At 70.5% G+C, this 17,960-nt stretch carries 21 protein-coding genes and 2 tRNA genes; 16 read left to right on the top strand and 7 right to left on the bottom strand.

Annotation, left to right across the window (positions count from 1 at the left end):
- Complete coding sequence (locus ACYVF7_RS47175) at positions 1-576, bottom strand: Uma2 family endonuclease (protein WP_460352666.1); 576 nt, start codon at positions 574-576, stop codon at positions 1-3.
- A 356-nt stretch (positions 577-932) separates the two neighbouring features.
- Here ACYVF7_RS47175 and cimA point away from each other — a divergent pair, with 356 nt between their 5' ends.
- The gene (gene cimA / locus ACYVF7_RS47170; protein ID WP_460352664.1) at positions 933-2,504 is read left to right on the top strand and encodes a citramalate synthase; all 1,572 of its coding nucleotides are present in this window, start codon (positions 933-935) and stop codon (positions 2,502-2,504) included.
- A gap of 16 nt (positions 2,505-2,520) precedes the next feature.
- Here the strand turns inward: cimA and ACYVF7_RS47165 are convergent, their stop codons facing one another.
- Positions 2,521-2,865 (bottom strand): antibiotic biosynthesis monooxygenase family protein, encoded by a 345-nt coding sequence (locus ACYVF7_RS47165; protein WP_460352662.1) that lies wholly within the window; start codon positions 2,863-2,865, stop codon positions 2,521-2,523.
- 554 nt (positions 2,866-3,419) lie between these two features.
- Here ACYVF7_RS47165 and ACYVF7_RS47160 point away from each other — a divergent pair.
- The 6 genes from ACYVF7_RS47160 (at position 3,420) to ACYVF7_RS47135 (ending at position 7,970) form a co-directional block, all read left to right on the top strand.
- Complete coding sequence (locus ACYVF7_RS47160) at positions 3,420-3,623, top strand: hypothetical protein (RefSeq protein WP_460352660.1); 204 nt, start codon at positions 3,420-3,422, stop codon at positions 3,621-3,623.
- A gap of 8 nt (positions 3,624-3,631) precedes the next feature.
- The gene (locus ACYVF7_RS47155; protein WP_460352658.1) at positions 3,632-3,832 is read left to right on the top strand and encodes a hypothetical protein; all 201 of its coding nucleotides are present in this window, start codon (positions 3,632-3,634) and stop codon (positions 3,830-3,832) included.
- A 128-nt stretch (positions 3,833-3,960) separates the two neighbouring features.
- Positions 3,961-5,214, top strand: a complete 1,254-nt coding sequence (locus ACYVF7_RS47150) for a cellulose binding domain-containing protein (protein WP_460352656.1) — start codon at positions 3,961-3,963, stop codon at positions 5,212-5,214.
- A gap of 99 nt (positions 5,215-5,313) precedes the next feature.
- Entirely contained in the window at positions 5,314-6,078 is a 765-nt protein-coding gene (locus tag ACYVF7_RS47145) for a fumarylacetoacetate hydrolase family protein (protein ID WP_460352654.1), read from the top strand.
- A gap of 31 nt (positions 6,079-6,109) precedes the next feature.
- Positions 6,110-7,504, top strand: a complete 1,395-nt coding sequence (gltX, locus tag ACYVF7_RS47140) for a glutamate--tRNA ligase (protein WP_460358502.1) — start codon at positions 6,110-6,112, stop codon at positions 7,502-7,504.
- Between the two features lie 82 nt (positions 7,505-7,586).
- Complete coding sequence (locus tag ACYVF7_RS47135) at positions 7,587-7,970, top strand: VOC family protein (RefSeq protein WP_460352652.1); 384 nt, start codon at positions 7,587-7,589, stop codon at positions 7,968-7,970.
- 1 nt (position 7,971) lies between these two features.
- On the opposite strand, the gene ACYVF7_RS47130 is transcribed toward ACYVF7_RS47135, so the two are convergent.
- Complete coding sequence (locus tag ACYVF7_RS47130; protein ID WP_460352650.1) at positions 7,972-9,048, bottom strand: MFS transporter; 1,077 nt, start codon at positions 9,046-9,048, stop codon at positions 7,972-7,974.
- A gap of 227 nt (positions 9,049-9,275) precedes the next feature.
- On the opposite strand from ACYVF7_RS47130, the gene ACYVF7_RS47125 reads away from it, so the two are divergent.
- The 5 genes from ACYVF7_RS47125 (at position 9,276) to ACYVF7_RS47105 (ending at position 10,993) form a co-directional block, all read left to right on the top strand.
- A tRNA-Gln gene (locus ACYVF7_RS47125) sits at positions 9,276-9,347 on the top strand.
- A 468-nt stretch (positions 9,348-9,815) separates the two neighbouring features.
- Positions 9,816-10,172 carry a hypothetical protein gene (locus ACYVF7_RS47120; protein WP_460352648.1) on the top strand — a complete coding sequence of 119 codons (357 nt, stop codon included), beginning with the start codon at positions 9,816-9,818 and terminating at the stop codon, positions 10,170-10,172.
- Positions 10,173-10,246: 74 nt separating this feature from the next.
- On the top strand, positions 10,247-10,510 hold the full coding sequence (locus ACYVF7_RS47115; RefSeq protein ID WP_460352646.1) for a DUF7161 family protein: 264 nt from the start codon (positions 10,247-10,249) through the stop codon (positions 10,508-10,510).
- Positions 10,511-10,515: 5 nt separating this feature from the next.
- A complete protein-coding gene (locus ACYVF7_RS47110) occupies positions 10,516-10,755 on the top strand; it encodes a hypothetical protein (RefSeq protein WP_460352644.1) in 240 nt (79 codons plus the stop codon).
- 94 nt (positions 10,756-10,849) lie between these two features.
- Positions 10,850-10,993 carry a hypothetical protein gene (locus tag ACYVF7_RS47105; protein ID WP_460352642.1) on the top strand — a complete coding sequence of 48 codons (144 nt, stop codon included), beginning with the start codon at positions 10,850-10,852 and terminating at the stop codon, positions 10,991-10,993.
- 28 nt (positions 10,994-11,021) lie between these two features.
- Here the strand turns inward: ACYVF7_RS47105 and ACYVF7_RS47100 are convergent, their stop codons facing one another.
- The 3 genes from ACYVF7_RS47100 to ACYVF7_RS47090 all read right to left on the bottom strand — a co-directional run bounded on the left by ACYVF7_RS47100 (position 11,022) and on the right by ACYVF7_RS47090 (position 13,102).
- On the bottom strand, positions 11,022-11,288 hold the full coding sequence (locus ACYVF7_RS47100; protein ID WP_460352640.1) for a hypothetical protein: 267 nt from the start codon (positions 11,286-11,288) through the stop codon (positions 11,022-11,024).
- 112 nt (positions 11,289-11,400) lie between these two features.
- Entirely contained in the window at positions 11,401-12,495 is a 1,095-nt protein-coding gene (locus ACYVF7_RS47095) for a hypothetical protein (RefSeq protein ID WP_460352638.1), read from the bottom strand.
- A 148-nt stretch (positions 12,496-12,643) separates the two neighbouring features.
- Positions 12,644-13,102, bottom strand: coding sequence for a peptidoglycan-binding domain-containing protein (locus tag ACYVF7_RS47090; RefSeq protein WP_460352636.1), 459 nt, complete (start codon positions 13,100-13,102; stop codon positions 12,644-12,646).
- 556 nt (positions 13,103-13,658) lie between these two features.
- On the opposite strand from ACYVF7_RS47090, the gene ACYVF7_RS47085 reads away from it, so the two are divergent.
- From ACYVF7_RS47085 to ACYVF7_RS47070, 4 genes are all read left to right on the top strand, one after another.
- A complete protein-coding gene (locus ACYVF7_RS47085; protein WP_460352635.1) occupies positions 13,659-13,946 on the top strand; it encodes a hypothetical protein in 288 nt (95 codons plus the stop codon).
- A 634-nt stretch (positions 13,947-14,580) separates the two neighbouring features.
- Positions 14,581-16,587, top strand: a complete 2,007-nt coding sequence (locus ACYVF7_RS47080) for a DUF4132 domain-containing protein (protein WP_460352633.1) — start codon at positions 14,581-14,583, stop codon at positions 16,585-16,587.
- A complete protein-coding gene (locus tag ACYVF7_RS47075; protein ID WP_460352632.1) occupies positions 16,587-16,979 on the top strand; it encodes a hypothetical protein in 393 nt (130 codons plus the stop codon). The genes ACYVF7_RS47080 and ACYVF7_RS47075 overlap by 1 nt, the downstream gene beginning before the upstream one ends.
- A gap of 233 nt (positions 16,980-17,212) precedes the next feature.
- A tRNA-Glu gene (locus ACYVF7_RS47070) sits at positions 17,213-17,285 on the top strand.
- Positions 17,286-17,365: 80 nt separating this feature from the next.
- Here ACYVF7_RS47070 and ACYVF7_RS47065 read toward each other — a convergent pair.
- Positions 17,366-17,779, bottom strand: coding sequence for a DUF4345 family protein (locus ACYVF7_RS47065; RefSeq protein ID WP_460352630.1), 414 nt, complete (start codon positions 17,777-17,779; stop codon positions 17,366-17,368).
- Positions 17,780-17,960: the final 181 nt, after the last annotated feature.

Raw genomic sequence — 17,960 nt, 5'->3', positions numbered from 1 at the left:
TCAGACCGTCAGTCGGGCCGTGTCGAGGGTCAGCTCCCAGGGGGCCGGGAGGTCCATCGGCTCGCCGAGCTTCACGTCCACCTCGTGCGCGTATCCGTCCTTACCGGGCTGGCTCAGCAGTCGCGCCTTGCCGGCGAATGTGTCGACCACCAGATACAGCGGAACCCCGCCCCGCGCGCAGGTCCGGGGCTTGACCTCGTGGTCGTCGCGGACACTGCTCTTGGAGACGACCTCGACGACGAGATGGGTGGCGTTGCCGAAGACATGGTCGTCGCCCCACTTGGGCGGATCCTGCGGCACGACGAGCAGCTCGGGGCGGTACCGGTCGACCTGCGGACCAAGGAAGAGCGCAACGTCCTGCCAGATCTCCCAGCCGCGCTTCGCAACGTACGGCATGAGCTGGAGCATCAGGCCGAAGATGACATCGGCGTGATCGGTGGTGGGCACCTCCCTCACCACGATCCGGCCGTCGATGATCTCGACCTTGCGGTCCGGCCAGCGCTCGCTGAGCTCCTGACAACGGCGCTCGACGTCGCTGCGTTCGTCGGTCTCCATGTCGGTCGGCTTCTCCAGCACGATCATCCTCTCCCGTCGTCTAGAACGTAAAGTATGCGTAGCGTGACGGACGGTAGTCGATAACGGGATCTGTGCGCAGGTGAATCGGCCGATCGTCAGTTCGATTCGCGACGGCGGGTCTCGCGCCTTCGGGCTGGTGAGCGGAGCGCGTCTCGGATCGTGAGATGGATGTGTCCATCGGGGCGAGGGTGTGGCAGACTCGGAGCCATCATGCGCATCAGCCTGGTGATTATCGGCTGGCGCGCCGGCACCTAGACGTTCACACACCGCCGGCGCGCAGACCTCTCACGTCCCGTGAGGGGTCATTTTGTTTTCCGGCGGCGCCGCATATTCCAGACACGAACAGGACAGCACCCATGCGTGATGACGGCTTCCACGTCTACGACACGACGTTGCGCGACGGGGCCCAGCAGGAGGGCCTCAACCTCACCGTGGCGGACAAGCTGATCATCGCGCGCCGCCTCGACGAGCTGGGGGTCGGCTTCATCGAAGGCGGCTGGCCCGGCGCCAATCCCAAGGACACCGAATTCTTCCAGCGGGCTCAGACCGAGCTCGACCTGGAGAACGCGCAGCTCGCCGCGTTCGGCGCGACCCGCCGGGCCGGTGCGAAGGCCGCGGACGACCCTCTTGTGGCCGCGCTGCGCGAATCCGGCGCGCCCGTCGTGACCCTTGTCGCCAAGAGTCACGACCGGCACGTCGAACTGGCCCTCCGCACGACGCTGGAGGAGAACCTCGCGATGATCCGCGACACGGTCTCCCACCTGAGTGCGGAGGGCCAGAGGGTCTTCCTCGACGCCGAGCACTTCTTCGACGGCTACCGCTCGAACCCGAAATACGCCCTCGAGGTCGTACGGACGGCGGCCGAGGCGGGCGCCGACGTCATCGCGCTGTGCGACACCAACGGCGGGATGCTGCCCGACGAGCTGGCCGACGTGGTCGCCGAGGTCGTGGCCTCGGGCGCGCGCCTGGGCATCCACTGCCACGACGACAGCGGCTGCGCGGTGGCCAACACCCTCGCCGCAGTGAAGGCCGGGGCGACGCATGTGCAGGGCTGCGCCAACGGGTACGGCGAGCGCAGCGGCAACGCGAACCTCTTCACGGTCGTCGGCAACCTTCAGCTCAAGCGCGGCTACGAGCTCGGCGTCGAGTTGCGCGAGATGACGCGCATCGCGCACGCCGTCTCGGAGGTGACGAACGTCGCGCCGGGCTCCCAGCAGCCGTACGTCGGCATGTCGGCGTTCGCCCACAAGGCGGGCCTGCACGCCTCGGCCGTCAAGGTCGACCCGATGCTCTACCAGCACATCGACCCGGAGCTGGTCGGCAACGACATGCGCATGCTGATCTCCAGCATGGCCGGCCGGGCGTCGGTGGAGCTGAAGGGCCGGGAGCTCGGCTACGAGCTGACCGGTGACAAGGCCCGCCAGGTCGTCGAGCGGGTCAAGGAGCTGGAGTCGGCGGGGTACACCTTCGAGGCGGCGGATGCGTCGTTCGAGCTGCTGCTGCGCGAGGAACTCGACGGCGCGGGCCCCCGCTACTTCGACGTGGAGTCCTGGCGCACGATCGTCGAGCGCCTGCCCGACGGCACGATGGTCAGCGAGGCGACGGTCAAGCTGCACGCCAAGGGGGAGCGGATCGTTGCCACCGGCGAGGGCAACGGCCCGGTCAACGCCCTGGACCGTGCCCTGCGGCTGGCCCTGGAGCGGAGCTATCCGGAGCTGTCGGGCCTGGAGCTCGTCGACTACAAGGTCCGGATCCTGGAGGGCGCCCACGGCACCGACGCGCGGACCCGGGTGCTCATCGAGTCGAGCGACGCCACGGGCGAGTGGGGCACCGTCGGCGTCGAGGACAACGTCATCGCCGCCTCGTGGGACGCGCTCGCGCAGTCGGTGACCTACTGCCTGCTGCGCGCGGGCTACGACCCGTCCTGACGCCCGGCCGGGCGGGTCACTCCTTCGGGGTGGCCCGCTCGACGACCTCGAACGACCACAGCTCGGCGCCGGTCGACGCCGGGCCGCCATGCCCATGTCCGTGTCCGTGGCCCGCGCCGGCCGCCGCCTGGGCGTGTCCCTCCGCGAACGCCCGGCTCTCCGTCCAGCGCTGGAAGTCCTCTTCGCTTCGCCAGCGCGTGTAGACGAGGTAGCGGTCCGTGCCCTCGACGGGGCGCAGCAGCTCGAACCCCTCGAAGCCGTCGGCCCCCTCGACCAGCCCGGCGCGCCCGGCGAACCGGCGCTCCAGCTCTTCCTTCATCGGCTCCGGCACGGTCAGCACGTTGATCTTCACCACGCTCATGAGCGAATCCTCTCGCGGCGCGCCCGGGGGGCGTCACCGGGGGCACTGCGACGCGCGGCGTGTCGTCCCGTATGTACCGCGTGTCGTCCCGTATGTCCTGTGGAGTGCGGGTGCGAATGAAGAGGAACGTTCTAATGCACGTGCAAACGAACAGTCGAAATGCGCGTGCAGATCGGTGGTATGTCGGGATTTCACCGAATATGAGGTGACGCCATGATCATAAAGGGCTGTTCGCTCTCGGCGATGAAACCGTTCGGAATCTAATTCTGTTTACTAAGATCGCCGCAGGTGGGGACGTGATTCCGCGTTTCGTGCCCATGTGAAGAGGCCAGCGAGGCGCAGGAAACTTTCGCGAGGTTGGAGAATCGGTGGCGGACGAAGGTCATTTAGCGCCACACTTCTCTCACGTACGGCCAAGGTCGTCGCCGTGAAAAAGGCGACGGCCCCCTGCGCGAACAGGAGGCCGTCAGCAATCGCTACGTCCCGACCCTAAGGAGGTCAAGACACCCATGACTCTACGTGCCTTCGGGCGAAGTGACCATAGGAACGACGGCATGGGCACAGGTGAATCCGCGGCCCCACGCGGATCGCATCTCTCCGTCCGTACGGGCCTGATCGCGCTGTGCGCCGTCGTCATCGCCGCGCTGGCCGGCGCGCTCACCTTCATCGGTGACCGCCGGCTCGCCTCGTCGATGGTGGCCGCAGGGGTCGCCTTCGTCAGCGCCTTCGTGTTCTTCGACAAGATCATCGGCGATTGAGAGGTCGCATGCCCCCCAAGCGACGTACGCCGAGCTCGCTCCGGTACGACCGCGACGCCGAGCTGCGGCTGATCGCCGAGGCCGGCCAGTGGCTGGCCGACGCCAGCCGGACCAGGCGTCCTGAGGCGGTCAAGTCGATCACCGCGATGCTGGACCGGCAGCAACGGCTCGCCGCCTGCCGCGCCCTCGACCGGCCGCTCGAACCCTGACCCTCACCGCATCGACGAGTGCCCGCGCGGAGTTCGACCGCGCGGGCACTCGTACGTTCTGAACCAACCCGGCCCGCCGATCGTCGGAACGGGTAGGCGAGGGAAGAAAGGGCGTCATGGCGACGGGTATGGCGGGTGAACGGGACGACAGGGACGTCCCCGCCCATCTGCGGGTGACCGACGAGATACCGGTCGGCACCCCGTGGCGCCCGGAAGGCGTCCCGCCGGGAGGTCGACCCCCGGCGGCAACGGCTTCCACGGACACCGACGCGCCCACCGGGGCCGGGCCCGCCGCGACGGCCGCCCCCTCGGCCGAGGCGTACCCTCCTGCCGACGGGCCGGGCGACGGGCCGGGCGACGGGCCGGGCGACGGGCCGGGCGACGGGCCGGGCGACGGGCCGGGCGACGGGCCGGGCGACGCGCCGGGCGAGGCGGCGGCATCGGCGACCACGGATCGGCCGACCGCGACCGGCGCATCGTCATCGGCCGCCGGTCGGACCGAGGCCGGAGCGCCGACGGCGGTCGACACGCCGGCCGAGGCAGGGAAGCATGTGGACCGGCCGGACGAGGCCGGAGTATCGACGAGGGCCGACGCTGCGGCCGAGGCAGGGGAGCGCATGGACCGGCCGGACGAGGACGGGGCGTCGGCGGATCCGACTCCTGGGCCCTTCCTGGAGGCCGACTCGCCGTCGGTGGCCGGGCCTTCGTCGGCCGGCGCGCCGGGGGAGGCGGGCGAGAGCCAGGCGGGCGCCACGCGGCCCGTGCCGGCGACGGACGTGCAGGTGCACCCGATCATCCCGCCGCCGCGACCGTACGCCGCGCCGGTGACCGTGGAGGAGGGCATCCCCTTGCCGCCCGGCGGCCCGTACCGGCCGGTGGCACCTCCCGTGGCCGGGAGGAGACCGCTCACCCGAGCGCTCCGGGTCGGCGTCATCCTCGCGGGCGCCGTTCTCATGGGCGTCGGGTTCCTACTGGTGTACGGCGGGTTCTCCGGGGGCGACAAGCATCCCGCCCCGTGCGGCGGCAAGTCATGCGCGCCGCAGCCTGTCCGTCATGCCGCCCCTTCCGGGGCGCAGATCGCGTACCGCACCGTCGAGCGCGACGCGGGCTACTTCGAGGGCACCGTCACGATCGCCAACCACGGGGACCAGCCGATGCCGTCCTGGACGCTCTCCTTCCGGTATCCAGGGGCCGACATCCACAACACCTGGGACGCGGTCCTCCAGCGGAGGGGTGAGGACGCGGTCCTCACCAGTACGGCGACGGCACGGCCGATCGCCCCCGGCGCGACGCTCGAGGTCCGGTTCGGCGGCTCCGGATCGCCGTCGATGCCGGCCGACTGCCGGCTGAACGGAGCGCCCTGCGCGTTCGTCGCCCGCTGAGCCGTCTGCCGGGCCGGTGAGCCGAGTCGCGCGGTGACCGGCTTCAGTCTTACGGAGACCGACGGCGAGGGCAGTGGCGGATGTCGATAGCCTCGTAACGTGCGTATCGCGAGGTTCACCAAAGACGGCGGCCTGTCCTTCGGCGTGGTCGAGGACGACGAGACCATCGCCACCATCGCCGCCCACCCGTTCGGGGAGATCCAGCTCACCGGGGAGCGCCAGCCACTGGCCGACGTGCGGTTGACGGCGCCGATCCTGCCGAGCAAGGTCGTCGCGATCGGCAAGAACTACGCCGAGCACGCCCGTGAGATGGGCGGCGAACCACCGGCCGAGCCGGTCGTCTTCATGAAGCCGTCCACGGCCGTGATCGGCCACCGCGAGACCATCGTCTACCCGAGCCTGTCCGAGCGCGTCGACTTCGAGGGTGAGCTGGCCGTCGTCATCGGGCGGCTGTGCCGCGACGTCCCGGCGTCCCGGGTGGCGGACGTCATCCTCGGCTACACCTGCGCCAACGACGTCACGGCGCGCGATCTTCAGCAGCGTGACGGGCAGTGGACGCGGGCCAAGGGCTTCGACACCTTCTGCCCGCTCGGTCCGTGGATCGAGACGGAGCTCGACCCGTCCGACCTCGCCATCACCACCACGGTGAACGGCGAGACCCGCCAGTCGTCCAGCACGAAGCAGCTCCTCCACGGCATCCCGGAGCTGATCGAGTACGTCAGCCAGATCATGACCCTGCTGCCCGGCGACGTCATCCTCACCGGCACGCCGGAGGGCGTCGGGCCGCTGCAGGTGGACGACGAGGTGGCCGTAATGATCGAGAACATCGGCACGCTCAGCAATACAGTGGTGTCCCGTGACTGACCCTTCTTCCCCGGAGCACGGCTCCGGCACCATCAGAGCCCGGTTCGCGCCGTCGCCCACCGGCATTTTCCACGTCGGGGGAGCGCGTTCGGCGCTGTTCAACTGGGTCTTCGCCAAGCAGGCGGGCGGTGCGCTGGTCCTGCGCATCGAGGACACCGACGCCTCGCGCAACCGCCCGGAGTGGACCGAGGGGATCATCCGCGCCCTCGGCTGGCTGGGCATCGACGAGAACGAGTACGAAGGGCCGTACTTCCAGTCGGCCAACGCCGACAAGCACCGCGAGGCCGTCGAGCGGCTGCGCGCCGCCGGCCGCGCGTACTTCTGCGACTGCACGCGCGACGACGTGATCGCGCGGACCGGTGACTCCCACCGCGGCTACGACGGCTTCTGCCGCGACCGCGGCCTGGAGCCGGGCCCGGGGCGCGCGCTGCGCTTCCGCACTCCGGACGAGGGCACGACGATCGTCGTCGACCTGATCCGCGGCAAGCCCGCGTTCGAGAACGCCACGATCGAGGACTTCGTCATCGCGCGGGCGGACGGCTCGGTGCTGTTCATGCTCGCCAACGTCGTCGACGACATGGTCCAGGGCATCACCCACGTCATCCGCGGCGACGAGCACCTGTCGAACACGCCGAAGCAGCAGCTGCTGTGGGAGGCCCTCGGCGCGCAGCCGCCCACCTGGGCGCACGTCCCCGTCATCGTGAACGAGAAGCGCCAGAAGCTCTCCAAGCGCCGGGACAAGGTCGCGCTGGAGGACTACCAGGCCGAGGGCTTCCTCGCCGAGGCCACGCGCAACTACCTCATGCTGCTGGGCTGGGCGCCCTCCGGCGACCGCGAGATCGTCCCGTGGAGCGTGGTCGAGGAGGAGTTCCGGCTGGAGGACGTCAACAGCTCCCCGGCGTTCTTCGACGTCAAGAAGCTGCGCGCGTTCAACGGCGAGTACATCCGCGCGCTGCCGGTCGAGGACTTCACCGAGCGCTGCGCGCCCTGGCTGCGGGAGCCGCACGCCCCGTGGTCGCCCGAGCAGTACGACGCGGAGGTGTTCGCGAGGCTCGCGCCGCTGGCGCAGACGCGCGTCGCGGTGCTCTCGGAGATCACGGCGATGGTCGACTTCGCGTTCCTCGACGAGCCGGTGATCGACGAGGCATCGTGGAACAAGGCGATGAAGGAGCCCGCCGCGGACATCCTCCGGGGCGCGCTGGAGGCGTTCCAGGACGCGGAGTGGACGGCCGAAGAGCTCAAGGCACGGGCCGAGGAGATCGGCGCCCGGTACGGCCTGAAGCTCGGCAAGGCGCAGGCCCCGATCCGCGTGGCCGTCACGGGCCGTACGGTCGGCCTGCCGCTCTTCGAATCGCTGCAGATCATCGGCCGCGACCGTACGCTCGCCCGCGTCCGTACGGCACTCGACCGGCTGACCGCGGAGTAGCCCGGCACCCAAGGGGCATGGACGGTCTCGCCCTGATGACCGTCCACGCCCCGGGCGGGGAACGGCCCGATCGAGGAGTGACATGAGCGACAGCCCTCGGTTGACACTGTCCGCAATCGTGCTGGAGTCGCCCGACGCCCGTGAGCTCGCCGGTTTCTACCGGCGGCTGCTCGGTTGGGACGTCGTGGCGGACGAACCCGACTGGGTGAAGCTGACCGACCCCGACGGTGGAGTCGGCCTGTCGTTCCAGACCGAGAAACAGTACGTCCGCCCGGTCTGGCCCACCGAACCCGGCCACCAGCAGATGCTGGCCCACCTGGACATCAAGGTGGACGACCTCGACGCCGCGGTCGAGCACGCGGTGGCCGCGGGCGCGGAGGTCGCGGACCATCAGCCTCTGGAGGGTGTGCGGATCTGCCTCGATCCCGCCGGGCACCCGTTCTGCCTGTTCCTGCCCGGCGCCTGAGCTACGCCCGCGCCGCCACGGACCGCACCGCGAGGGCGATCAGCAGCGCCGGGACGATCAGATAGGCCGTCCGCAGGCTGACCGTGTCGGAGAGCCGGGCGAGGAGGAACGGCGCGCCACCGATCGCCAGACCGGAGGCCATGGCGGCCCGTGCCGCCGCCTTGTCCGGAGCGTGCGGCCACGCGGCCACCGTACGGCTCACGGTGGTCGGGTAGAGCAGTGCGACGCCCAGCCCCGCGACGGCGAGCCCGAGGCCGGACAGCGGCAGCGAGGGAGCCGCCCAGAACAGCGCGAAGCCGCCGCCCGCGACGGCCACGCACGTCAGCATCAACGGCCGGTGCCCACGCAGCCGGCGGGTGACCGGCACCGCGAAGGAGCGCCCCGCGGCCATGCCGACCAGGAACAGCGCGGCGACCGCGGGAGCGAGCCCCGCCGACGCGTGATGCCAGTCACCGACCGCCGACGCGGCCCAGAACACCATGCAGAACTCCACGCTCACCGCCAGCAGCACCTCGATCCACGGCCCGATCAACGCGGCTCTCGAACCGACCGGCGTGTCCTCGTGAGGCTCGGCCGCATCAGGCATTGGAACGCGCCAAGAAAAGAGCGCGACGACCGCGAGCAACACCAGCGGAGCCGCCAGGTAACCGGCCCGCCAGCCGAGACCGCCCGCCAGCGCACCGGCCACCGCCAGCGGCGCCAGCACGGACGCCGCACTCGCCAGGCCGTTCGCCTCACCGACCGCGGCGGCCGGAGCGTGCGGGTGCAGCGCGCCCAGCAGCGGCGGGATCAGCTGAATGAGCAGCGCCCCGCCGATGCCGAGGAGCAGCACGCCGGCCAGCGTCAGAACCCGCACGGGCGTGGCCAGCAGCAGACCACCCGCGATCATCCCGCCGATCGACGCACGCAGCGCCATCCCCCGCCCGACACGGCCCACCAGAGGACCGCCCACCAGACCGACCACGAGCAGCCCCACCGCGAAGAGCGTGGGATAGAAGGCCACCTGGCCCCGGTCGACCCCCAGGTCCTTCTGCAGCGGCGCCAGAACCGCCCCGATGCCGTTGAGCAGGAACCCCATACAACTCAGCACCGTGTAAAGAACCCAGGTCGCGGTGCCCCGCCTCAACCCGCCCGTTTGATCCACATCTGGGAGCGTAACCGTGCCGTACGCTCCGGAACAGAACGGGCGTTCCACACCCACGGGCCGCTGCGGGAGGGCGCGCCTCGGCGGATCTAGTTCGCGAGCACCCGCGAACGTCCGCTAAACTTTCCGAGGCGCTGGAGATCGGAAGATCCGCAGGCCAGTGGGGTATGGTGTAATCGGCAGCACGACTGATTCTGGTTCAGTTAGTCTAGGTTCGAGTCCTGGTACCCCAGCAAGTCGCTGACCTCGGCGGGAGTCTCATCGAGACCCCCGCTCTTTTCTTGTCCGGAAGCCGCACGTTCGATGTTGTGAGTGGCCCGGACGCATTGCGCCCCGCTCCGAGACCATGGAGCACGGGCTGACGGCGGTCCGCGCCCCAGGCAGAAGCGCCTGGCGCGTAGAACACGCCAGGCGCTACGAAGCGTCGGTATCCGGCCACGGCACAAACTGAATTCGGTCAGCGTTGTTCAGCCGTGACCTGGATGGTGGTCAGAGTCTGCCCGTAACGGGGGCGGGTGGTGTTGACCGGTCCGGGGAAATCGCGTCGTAGGCTCCGCGGGCATAGGTCCGGACGTTCGCCACTGAGAGGGCAGCGTCAGGCGGTCACGTGCACGGGCAGCGCGCAGCCAGGTAAAAGTGCATCCGTGCTGCTCAGAATTCAACTCGTCGCGCGGTTCACAGGCGGGCCATATGATCCCGGGATGACGGACGGACAAGGCGAAGCCGCGTGGCTGTTGGTGGTCACCGCCGGTGGTGTCCAGCAGGTGACGACGAACTTCTCCGGGATGGAACTCGTGCAGGAGGTGGCTCGCCTGCTCGGCTCGGAGCACATACGATCCACCAGGCTCGGCGATGACCTGACCCTGTGGCACGCTGAGGACCGCCCTGGCCGGACCCGACCGGGCCGGCCCAATCCCGCCGCCAGCCGACTCGCCGCCGAGCACGGCTTTCCGCCGGTCGTAGGCCCCGCCGTCATCGCCGGCCCGATCCTGTACGGCAGCCCCTATCCGCTGGACGCCGATGAAGCCGAGCGGGTCGCGGCCCGCCTGCGCGGATAGCGGGCGGGACGTTTGGACGATCCACTTCTTCGCCGCGGACGCGTGGTCCCCAAGGACGAGGAGGAGATCAGCGCGTGAGTGAGAATCGGGACCGCACGCCGTTGCGGTACAACCAGACGGGCTTGCGAGGAAGGCTCGCCCGGGTCCTCGTCGAGGAACCCACCGATGAAATCGATTGGCCCGCAGACCTGCCGGCCGGGATCGAAACGGTCGTCATCGTTGATGATGAACCAAACCCACATCACACGCTGCGGGTTCACCCGCCGGGCGACCCCACGCGCATGGCGTTGGTCGTGTTCGACCAATTGGCGCTCTGCGAGAATTCGCCGGAGGCGTGAGAGCGATGGATCCGCGACGTATCGAGCTCAACCGCCGGCACAGCCGGGAGATGGGTTTGCTGTTCGCGGCATTCCTCGATGCCCATCCAGATGTCGAATCCGAAGTCGACGGGGCCGAGATGACCGCAGACCAAGAGGCCGCCTGGACGGCCTACAGCGCCGAACTCCTTGGCCGGCATCAGGCGGAGCGATCCGCACTCGCGGCCGAAATCGAAGCCGAGCGGCGACGGGGCCGCGGCCTGTGACGGATCCCTGACGGCGCGTGTGTCACTCATGCGCCGACCCTGGTACGACCGTGATCTTGCGCCACCTGGTCGGGCCACGTGGCGTGGCGACGGCGTGGAGTTCGTCGACAATGTGGCCTATCGGGAGTTGCCGGTCGAGGAGGTCGTCGGGCTGCTCACGGACGACGACGAGTCGTCGCTGCCGGCGGTGGTCGACCAGCGCGGACGAGGACGGCGTCTTCCGCGGCTTCCCGAGTGACGCGACACGCTCCGGCCCCGACGGCCGGTCACTGGCGGCTGAGGCTGCGCGTGATGCCGGCGACCACGGTCGTCGCCAGGATCCAACCCCCGGCGACGAGCAGGTAGGCGAACCACTGGTATACGCCGTGCGGATTGAAAGCCTTCTCCTGACCGAAGTCGATGACCGGCAGGAGGAGGTCGAGGGTGTACACGGCGGCGTTGAAATCCGGGGCCTTGCCGGGCTCGACGGGCTGGGGAGGGTGCACTCCGTAGACGACGCTCCCGAGGACGAGCAGCGCCAGGAGCCACGCCATCGCCCGTGTCGGCCGGAAACCGTAGCCGACGGTGGCGTCCTGGACGTAACCCCAGATCTTGGCGTACCAGGACAGCGTGGCGCGGCGCCGGCGCTGCTTTGCGAGTTGTACCTCACGGGCGGCGGTGTCGTCGCCGATCCGCCGGTACGCCGCGGTGAGCTGCTCGTAGGCGTACGGAACGTAGCCGTCCTCGTCGCGTTCCAGAAGCTCGAGCCGCCGGCGCGGGCAGGTGCGGGGTGAGTGAGCCGTAGGTGAGCCCGTCGAGCCTGACCTGGGCCGGCCAGACCTCGGGAGCAGCGCGGATGAGTTCGAATCGCGAGCGACGCAGATTCACCGAACCATCGATGGGCGCGGCATCGCTCAGCCAGAGCTCGCCGACCGTGCAGCTGCTGGCTCGCAGTGCGACTCCGCCGGGGTTGGCGAGGCGCGCCTCGATGAGGTTCAGCTGACCGGGGATCTTCGAGCCGCGCAGATTGATCGCACCGTCGGTGCGGAGCCGCCAGGCGCTCAGATTGGCACCGACCGTCAGAGTGTCGGCGTGCAACACCGTGCGACCCGGCTCACTCAGGTCGGCCTCCTCCAGGTTCACGGCTCCGCCGATGGTCGCCCCGGCGAGTGAGACCTGTCCGTGGACCACCAATCGCGGTCCCCACACGTCTTCGGCGATGGTGGCCTGATTGAGCTGCAGGATCGGCTTCCGCTCCAACTCGTCGACGCGCTCTCGGCCCAGGTGGGCCTCGTCGAGGAAGAAGGCTCCGGAGATCTTCGAGCCGCCGAGCCGTACTTCACCGGGGATGCGGCAACCGGTGAGCCGCAGGACGCCGTCGACGCGAATGGTGGCGGCGTCCAGGGCGGGCAGATGGCACTCGCTGAGGTTCAGCTGACGGACGTGCATGCCGTACAGGATCGGGGCGCGTTCGAAGTGGCAATTCCAGAATCGAACCGGGTAGGGGACTGTCGCGTACTTCAGGTCCAGCCGTCCCACGATGCGCGCGCCCGCCAGGCGGAGTGCCGCGATCTCCCCGTCGGCGGGGCGGCCGCTGAGAAGGAGCTTTCGGATCACCTCGGCGCGTACGGTCCGGTCCGGACCCCACGAACGGCCTTCCTCGGCCTTTTCATCGCCGGCGTCGGGTGCCTCGACGCTGTCACCGCGCGGGAACGCGTCCCATAGCCGGCGTTCGAACGGGGTCAAGTCGGCGATCTTCATCGCCGGGACCTTCTCGTGATGCCGGCCGCGCTGTCAACGGTCCGTCCGGCGAAGCCGGCGTCTCCTGCGGCGACAGCGGGAACGGCCGCATGACCGGTGGTCATGCGGCCGTCGGGTCATTCACTCGCGGGCGCGGTCCGTGAGCCGATCAGTTCCCGGAGCGGGAGATCAGCTGCCCCCAGGTGGCCGGGCCCACGATTCCGTCGACCGTCAGGCCCGCCCGCTCCTGGAACCGCAGGGTCGCGGTGTCGGTGCCCGGGCCGAAGACGCCGTCGACCTGGGCGGAAGACTTCAGGTCGCCGTGCTTGACCAGCTCGGTCTGGGCCGCCTTGACGTATTCGCCCTTGTCGCCCTCGCGGACGGTCGAGCCGATCGTCTGTCCGTCGGTCAGCTTCTCCCAGGTCGCGGGGCCGACGACTCCGTCGATGGTCAGGCCCGCGACGTCCTGGAACGCCCGTACGACGCTGTCCGTGGCCGGTCCGAAGACCCCGTCGGCCGCGAGCCCGCGCCACTGGTCCCGGGCGCCCCGCAGCAGGTACTGCAGTGCGGTGACGTCCGGCCCCGTGCTGCCCTGCCGAAGGATCGGCCAGGATGCCTGTACGGTCATGCGATCCACCTCCCCATGGTGGGTTCCCTCGCGATATGCGAGTACATAGGGAGAGACGAACTCCTGACCCGAAGAGTTCGGGCTGGTCAAGGCCTCCTCGCCATCCGGAGAGCAGACCCTGTCCCTCGCGGCAGGAAGCCTGCCCTATGCGCCCGCCCCACGTACGGCGCGACGCCTGCCGTACGGACCTGTGCCTCGTACGGTGGGACGCCGGCCGTACGGACCCGAGCCTCGTACGGTGCGAGGCCTGCTGTACGGACCTGTGCCGCTTCCGGTGCGACGCAGGCCGTATGGATTCCTGCCTCGTGCGGCGTGACGTCGGTCGTAGGGACCCGTGCCGTTTCCGGGGCGACGATTGCCGTACGGGTCTCTGCCTCTTCTCGCACGGCGTCGGCCGTACGGACGCCTGCCTCGTCCCGTGCGACGTCGGCCGTACTGACCCCTGAGCCGGGCGATCGGTTCACGTGCGGTCCGTGTTCGGCCAGATGCACCCGTTAACTGCCGATTGAGCGTAGAAACGGCGTGTTGCCCCGCTTTTACGCTCATGAGGAGACGAATGCACGGGAGAATCGCGGCGACCGCCGTCTCGGTCGCAGTACTGGCCGGCGGCCTCGCCGTCGGCGGGCCCGCCGAGGCGGGCATCCAGGGATCCGGCGTCAGTGCCGACAGCGCCGCGCGGTGTCACGCCCAGCACGTCCCCTACACCAAGCACTGGACGTGCGTGACGCCCGGCTCGTACTGCCCGAAGGCCGCGCACGGCCGCTACGGGTACGCGGTGAAGACCCACAAGAGGTACCGGTGCGTCAAGTACTCGAACGGCCGGTGGCGCTGGAAGCGCGCCTGAGGCCGGCACACCCACGGTCTCCGCGCCGAACGCTCCGCTCCGGCGGGGCGTTCGGCGCGACGACGGCCCGCCTCGCCCGCTTCCGCCCCGCCCGCTCCCGGCCTGCCGGCTCCCGGCCTGCCCGTGCCCGGCCTGCCCGCGCCCGGTCCCCGGTCCGCCTGCTCCGGGCCGCTTGGCCGCTCCCGCTCTGACACGTCCCGGCTCGTACCTGCTCTCGACGGGTCCCGGTACCTGCCCCGGCCCACTCGCTCGCTTCCGGTCCCCGGCCCGCCTGCTCCGAGCCACCTGCCCGCTCCCGTTCCGGGCCACAGCTGCTCCCGACGGGTCGCGGCCTGTACCTGCCCCGGCCAATCGCTCGCTCCCGGCCTCCGGGCCGCCCGCCCGCTCCCGCTCCGGCCCGCACCTGCTTTCGGCGGCTCCCAGCCCGTACCTGCCCGGCGCGTCACGGGCCCGCACTCGGCCCCAGCGGGTCCCGGCTCTCGCCGGCTCCAGACGGGTCCCAGCGCGCACTCGGTCCCGGATCGCACTCGCTCCCGGCGCGTGCTCCGGTCCGTGCCTGCTCCCGATGGTCCTTTCCCGCACCCGATTCCCGGCGCGCGGAATTCTGTCGTTGTGGCGTGCCAAGATCGCCGGTATGTCGTTGCGAACCCTCATCTCCGTCCACCTGGGGGAGTCCACGCCGGAATCCGGCTCACTGGAATCCGGCTCCGGATCGGAATCCGGCGGGGAGCCGGCACCGGTGGCCGAGACGCTGCCCGGGCCGGTCGTCGTGGCAGAGGAGGCGCTGGCCGAGGGGCTCGACGGCGCGACGCGTAAGTCATTGGACGTGATCCGCGCCAGGATCTACAACGAGCCGCCGAGCGGGGACGACTGGGAGCGGCTGGCGGACTCGGCGTACGCCGGGTTCGCGCGGACCGTGCTCGAGACCGCCGTCGTACGGGCCGCCGCGATCCAGGCCGGTGAGATCCCCTACGCCGCGGACAAGGCGTTCGCGACCGACGAGGTGGCGGTGCTCGGCCGGGCGGTCCGCGTCGCCCTGCTTCGCGACGAGACCTGGCTGCCCGAGCTGCTCGACCGGCTGCTGCCGGCCGTCGCGGTCGCCCCGTCGGCGGCCCGTACGCTCCCGTCGCAGGCGCTGGTGTTCGAGGTCGCCCGGTCGGCGCAGGAGTTCCCGACGCCGGAGGCGGCGGCCGCGCTGCGGGCCGTGCGCGGGATCGTCCGCCACGCCGGGGTGCCCAAGCAGCTCGACCGGAGCCTCAAGCGGATCGACGCCGCGCTCGCGGACCGTACCGAGGTCGCCTTCCGGCTGCCCGACCTCGGGTTCGGGCCGGACGGCGTGTACCGGGGCGCGGTCGGGGAGTACGAGGCGCGGATCACGGTCGGCGAGGACGCGACGCTGACCTGGCACCGCCGCGACGGGAACGACCTGCGCGGTGTGCCCGCGGCGGTCCGGCGCGACCACCCGGAGCGGCTCAAGGAGCTGCGGGAGCTCGTCAAACGCACCCGAGCGCACCTCACGACGCTCACCCGAGCACTGGAGGGCGCGCTGCTCGCCGAGTCCGGGCAGGCCTACGGCCGGTGGCGCGCGGAGCAGGCCGAGCACCCGCTCGGTCGTCCCCTCACCGAACGCCTGATCTGGGAGGTCGAGGTCGCGCCCGGCGAGTGGCGCGCCGGCCTGCCGGTCGAGGGCGGCCGGCGCTTCGTCGACGCGGCCGGTGAGCCCTGGGCCGCGGTGGGGGAGGACGCCGTGATCCGGCTGTGGCATCCCGTCCGCGCGACGCCCGGCGAGATCCGGGCGTGGCGTGACCAGTTGACCGAGCGCCACCTGCGCCAGCCGTTCAAGCAGGCGTTCCGGGAGATCTACCTGCTCACTCCGGCCGAAGAGGAGACCCGGATCTATTCCAACCGGTTCGCCGCGCACATCCTGCGGTACCGGCGGCTCTACGCGCTGTTCAAGGCGCGCGGCTGGCAGGCGGGGATGCTCGGCCCCTGGGACGGCGGGTACGAAGGCGAGGCGACGCGTGTGCTTCCCGGCCGACGCTGGCGGGGGCGCCTCTTCGTCGAGTACGTCGATCCGGCCTGGCAGGACGAGCTGGCCTCGACCGACCAGGTCCGGTTCGAGCGGCGTACGGACGACGGCTGGCGCGAGGCGGCGCTGGAGGACGTGCCGCCGACCGTGTTCAGCGAGGTCATGCGCGACGTGGACCTGTTCGTCGGGGTGACGTCGATCGCCGCCGACCCGGAGTGGACCGACCGGGGCGAAGACCGGTACCGCGACTACTGGCACCGGGCCGGTTTCGGGGATCTCAGCGCCTCCGCCGAGGTCCGCCGCGACGCGCTGGCCCGGCTGCTGCCCCGCACCAGGATCGCCGACCGGGTCGAGCTGAGCGGACGGTTCCTGCGCGTACGGGGCTCCCGGCGCACGTACAAGATCCATCTCGGCTCGGCCAACATCCTCATGGAGCCCGACGACGCCTACCTGTGCATCGTGCCCTCGTCCCGCGGCGCCGCGGGGGACGGGCTGTTCATCCCCTTCGAGGACGAGCGGCTGTCGTTGATCCTCAGCAAGGCGTTCCTGCTGGCCGACGACACGGGCATCACCGACCCGGACATCCTCCGGCAGATCGAGCGGAGCGTGTGATGGCGACCGTGACGGTCCGGGACGAGACCGCGACGGGGCGGCGACTCGACGAGATGTCCCTGCCCGACCTGCCGGACCGGATCACGGTGCGCGACCTGATCCGGACGCGGGTGCGCGAGGAGGTGGCCCGGCACAACGCGCGGCCGTCGCGCCACTTCCGCGGCCTCGTACGGCCCGACGACGCGGAGACGGAGCTGAACGGCTATCTCCTGCGCGAGGCGAGGCGCGTCGACGCGGAGCGGCAGGCCGACCTCGCCGAGCGGGCCTTCGGCCGGAACGGCTTCATTCTGCTCGTCGGTGACCGCCAGGCCGACGATCTCGATGAGGTCGTCGAGTTCGGCGCGGACACGGAGATCGTCTTCCTCAAGCTCGTCCCGCTGGTCGGCGGCTGATCCCGCTCCGTCCCGCTGAGCGCGGTTTGGCGTCGTTGTGATCACCCGGTACAGTTGAGGAGTCGGCAGGCGGGGACGAGATTCGGTCCCGGCGAGTCGGCAGGGTCCTCCGGTGACATCGGAAGCGACCCGCTTCTCATGTGGGGCCCGGGCCGATGCCCGGTTCGTACAAGGGGAGAACGTCCGCTAAGCTGGGCGTCGCCCGCGAGGGAGACCGAGCGAGCGAGACACGAGGTCCCGTCGTCTAGTGGCCTAGGACGCCGCCCTCTCAAGGCGGTAACGCCGGTTCAAATCCGGTCGGGACTACACAGGTCGAAGGCCTGATCATCACACAGTGATCAGGCCTTCGCTGTTTTCCCGGCAGATCCCGAGAGCATCGGCCCGGTTCAACGGGCGGCCGCCAGCGTGACGGCCAGTAGCGCTTCCACGAGCAGGTAGAAGACGGTTGGAAAGAAACCGGCCGGCCGCTCGACCGCGAACGAGATGATCCGGCCGCCCGCCATGCCCGCGAGGGCCAGCGCCACGGCGAGGACCAGCCCGGCCCGCAGCCCGTCGTCGAGGAGGGCGAGCACGAGCGTCAGGGCGACCGCGACGCCGAACCCGCCGTACACCGCGCGCACCTCGTTGCGCCCATCCGCCGAGCGCACCAGCGTGCCGAACGGGGCCAGGAGCGCGGTCGGCGCGAGCAGGCCGTAGAGGCCCATCCCGCCGAAGAGAACGGCGACCACACCGATGACCACCTCGTCCATCCCGTCCTCCCGCGTCACGCCGTACGGCTCGTACGGGCGGTAGCCCAGCATCCGCGGTGGCGGCGCGTCGATGACCTGCCAGGTAATCGACGCGGCCCGCCCCTACGCGAGGTGGGCAGGACGAGCGCCTCACCGCGTCACGCCGCCGCGCGCCTCTACGCAGCGGCGGGCAAGGCTGCGCCGCGCGGCCGGGCGTACCGTCTCGCTACGGTGAGCGGGGGAGCGCCTGGTC

The sequence above is a fragment of the Actinoallomurus acanthiterrae genome (assembly GCF_054775715.1).
The sequence above is the reverse complement of the archived record's forward strand: the minus strand, read 5'-3'. Positions and strand labels throughout refer to the sequence as shown.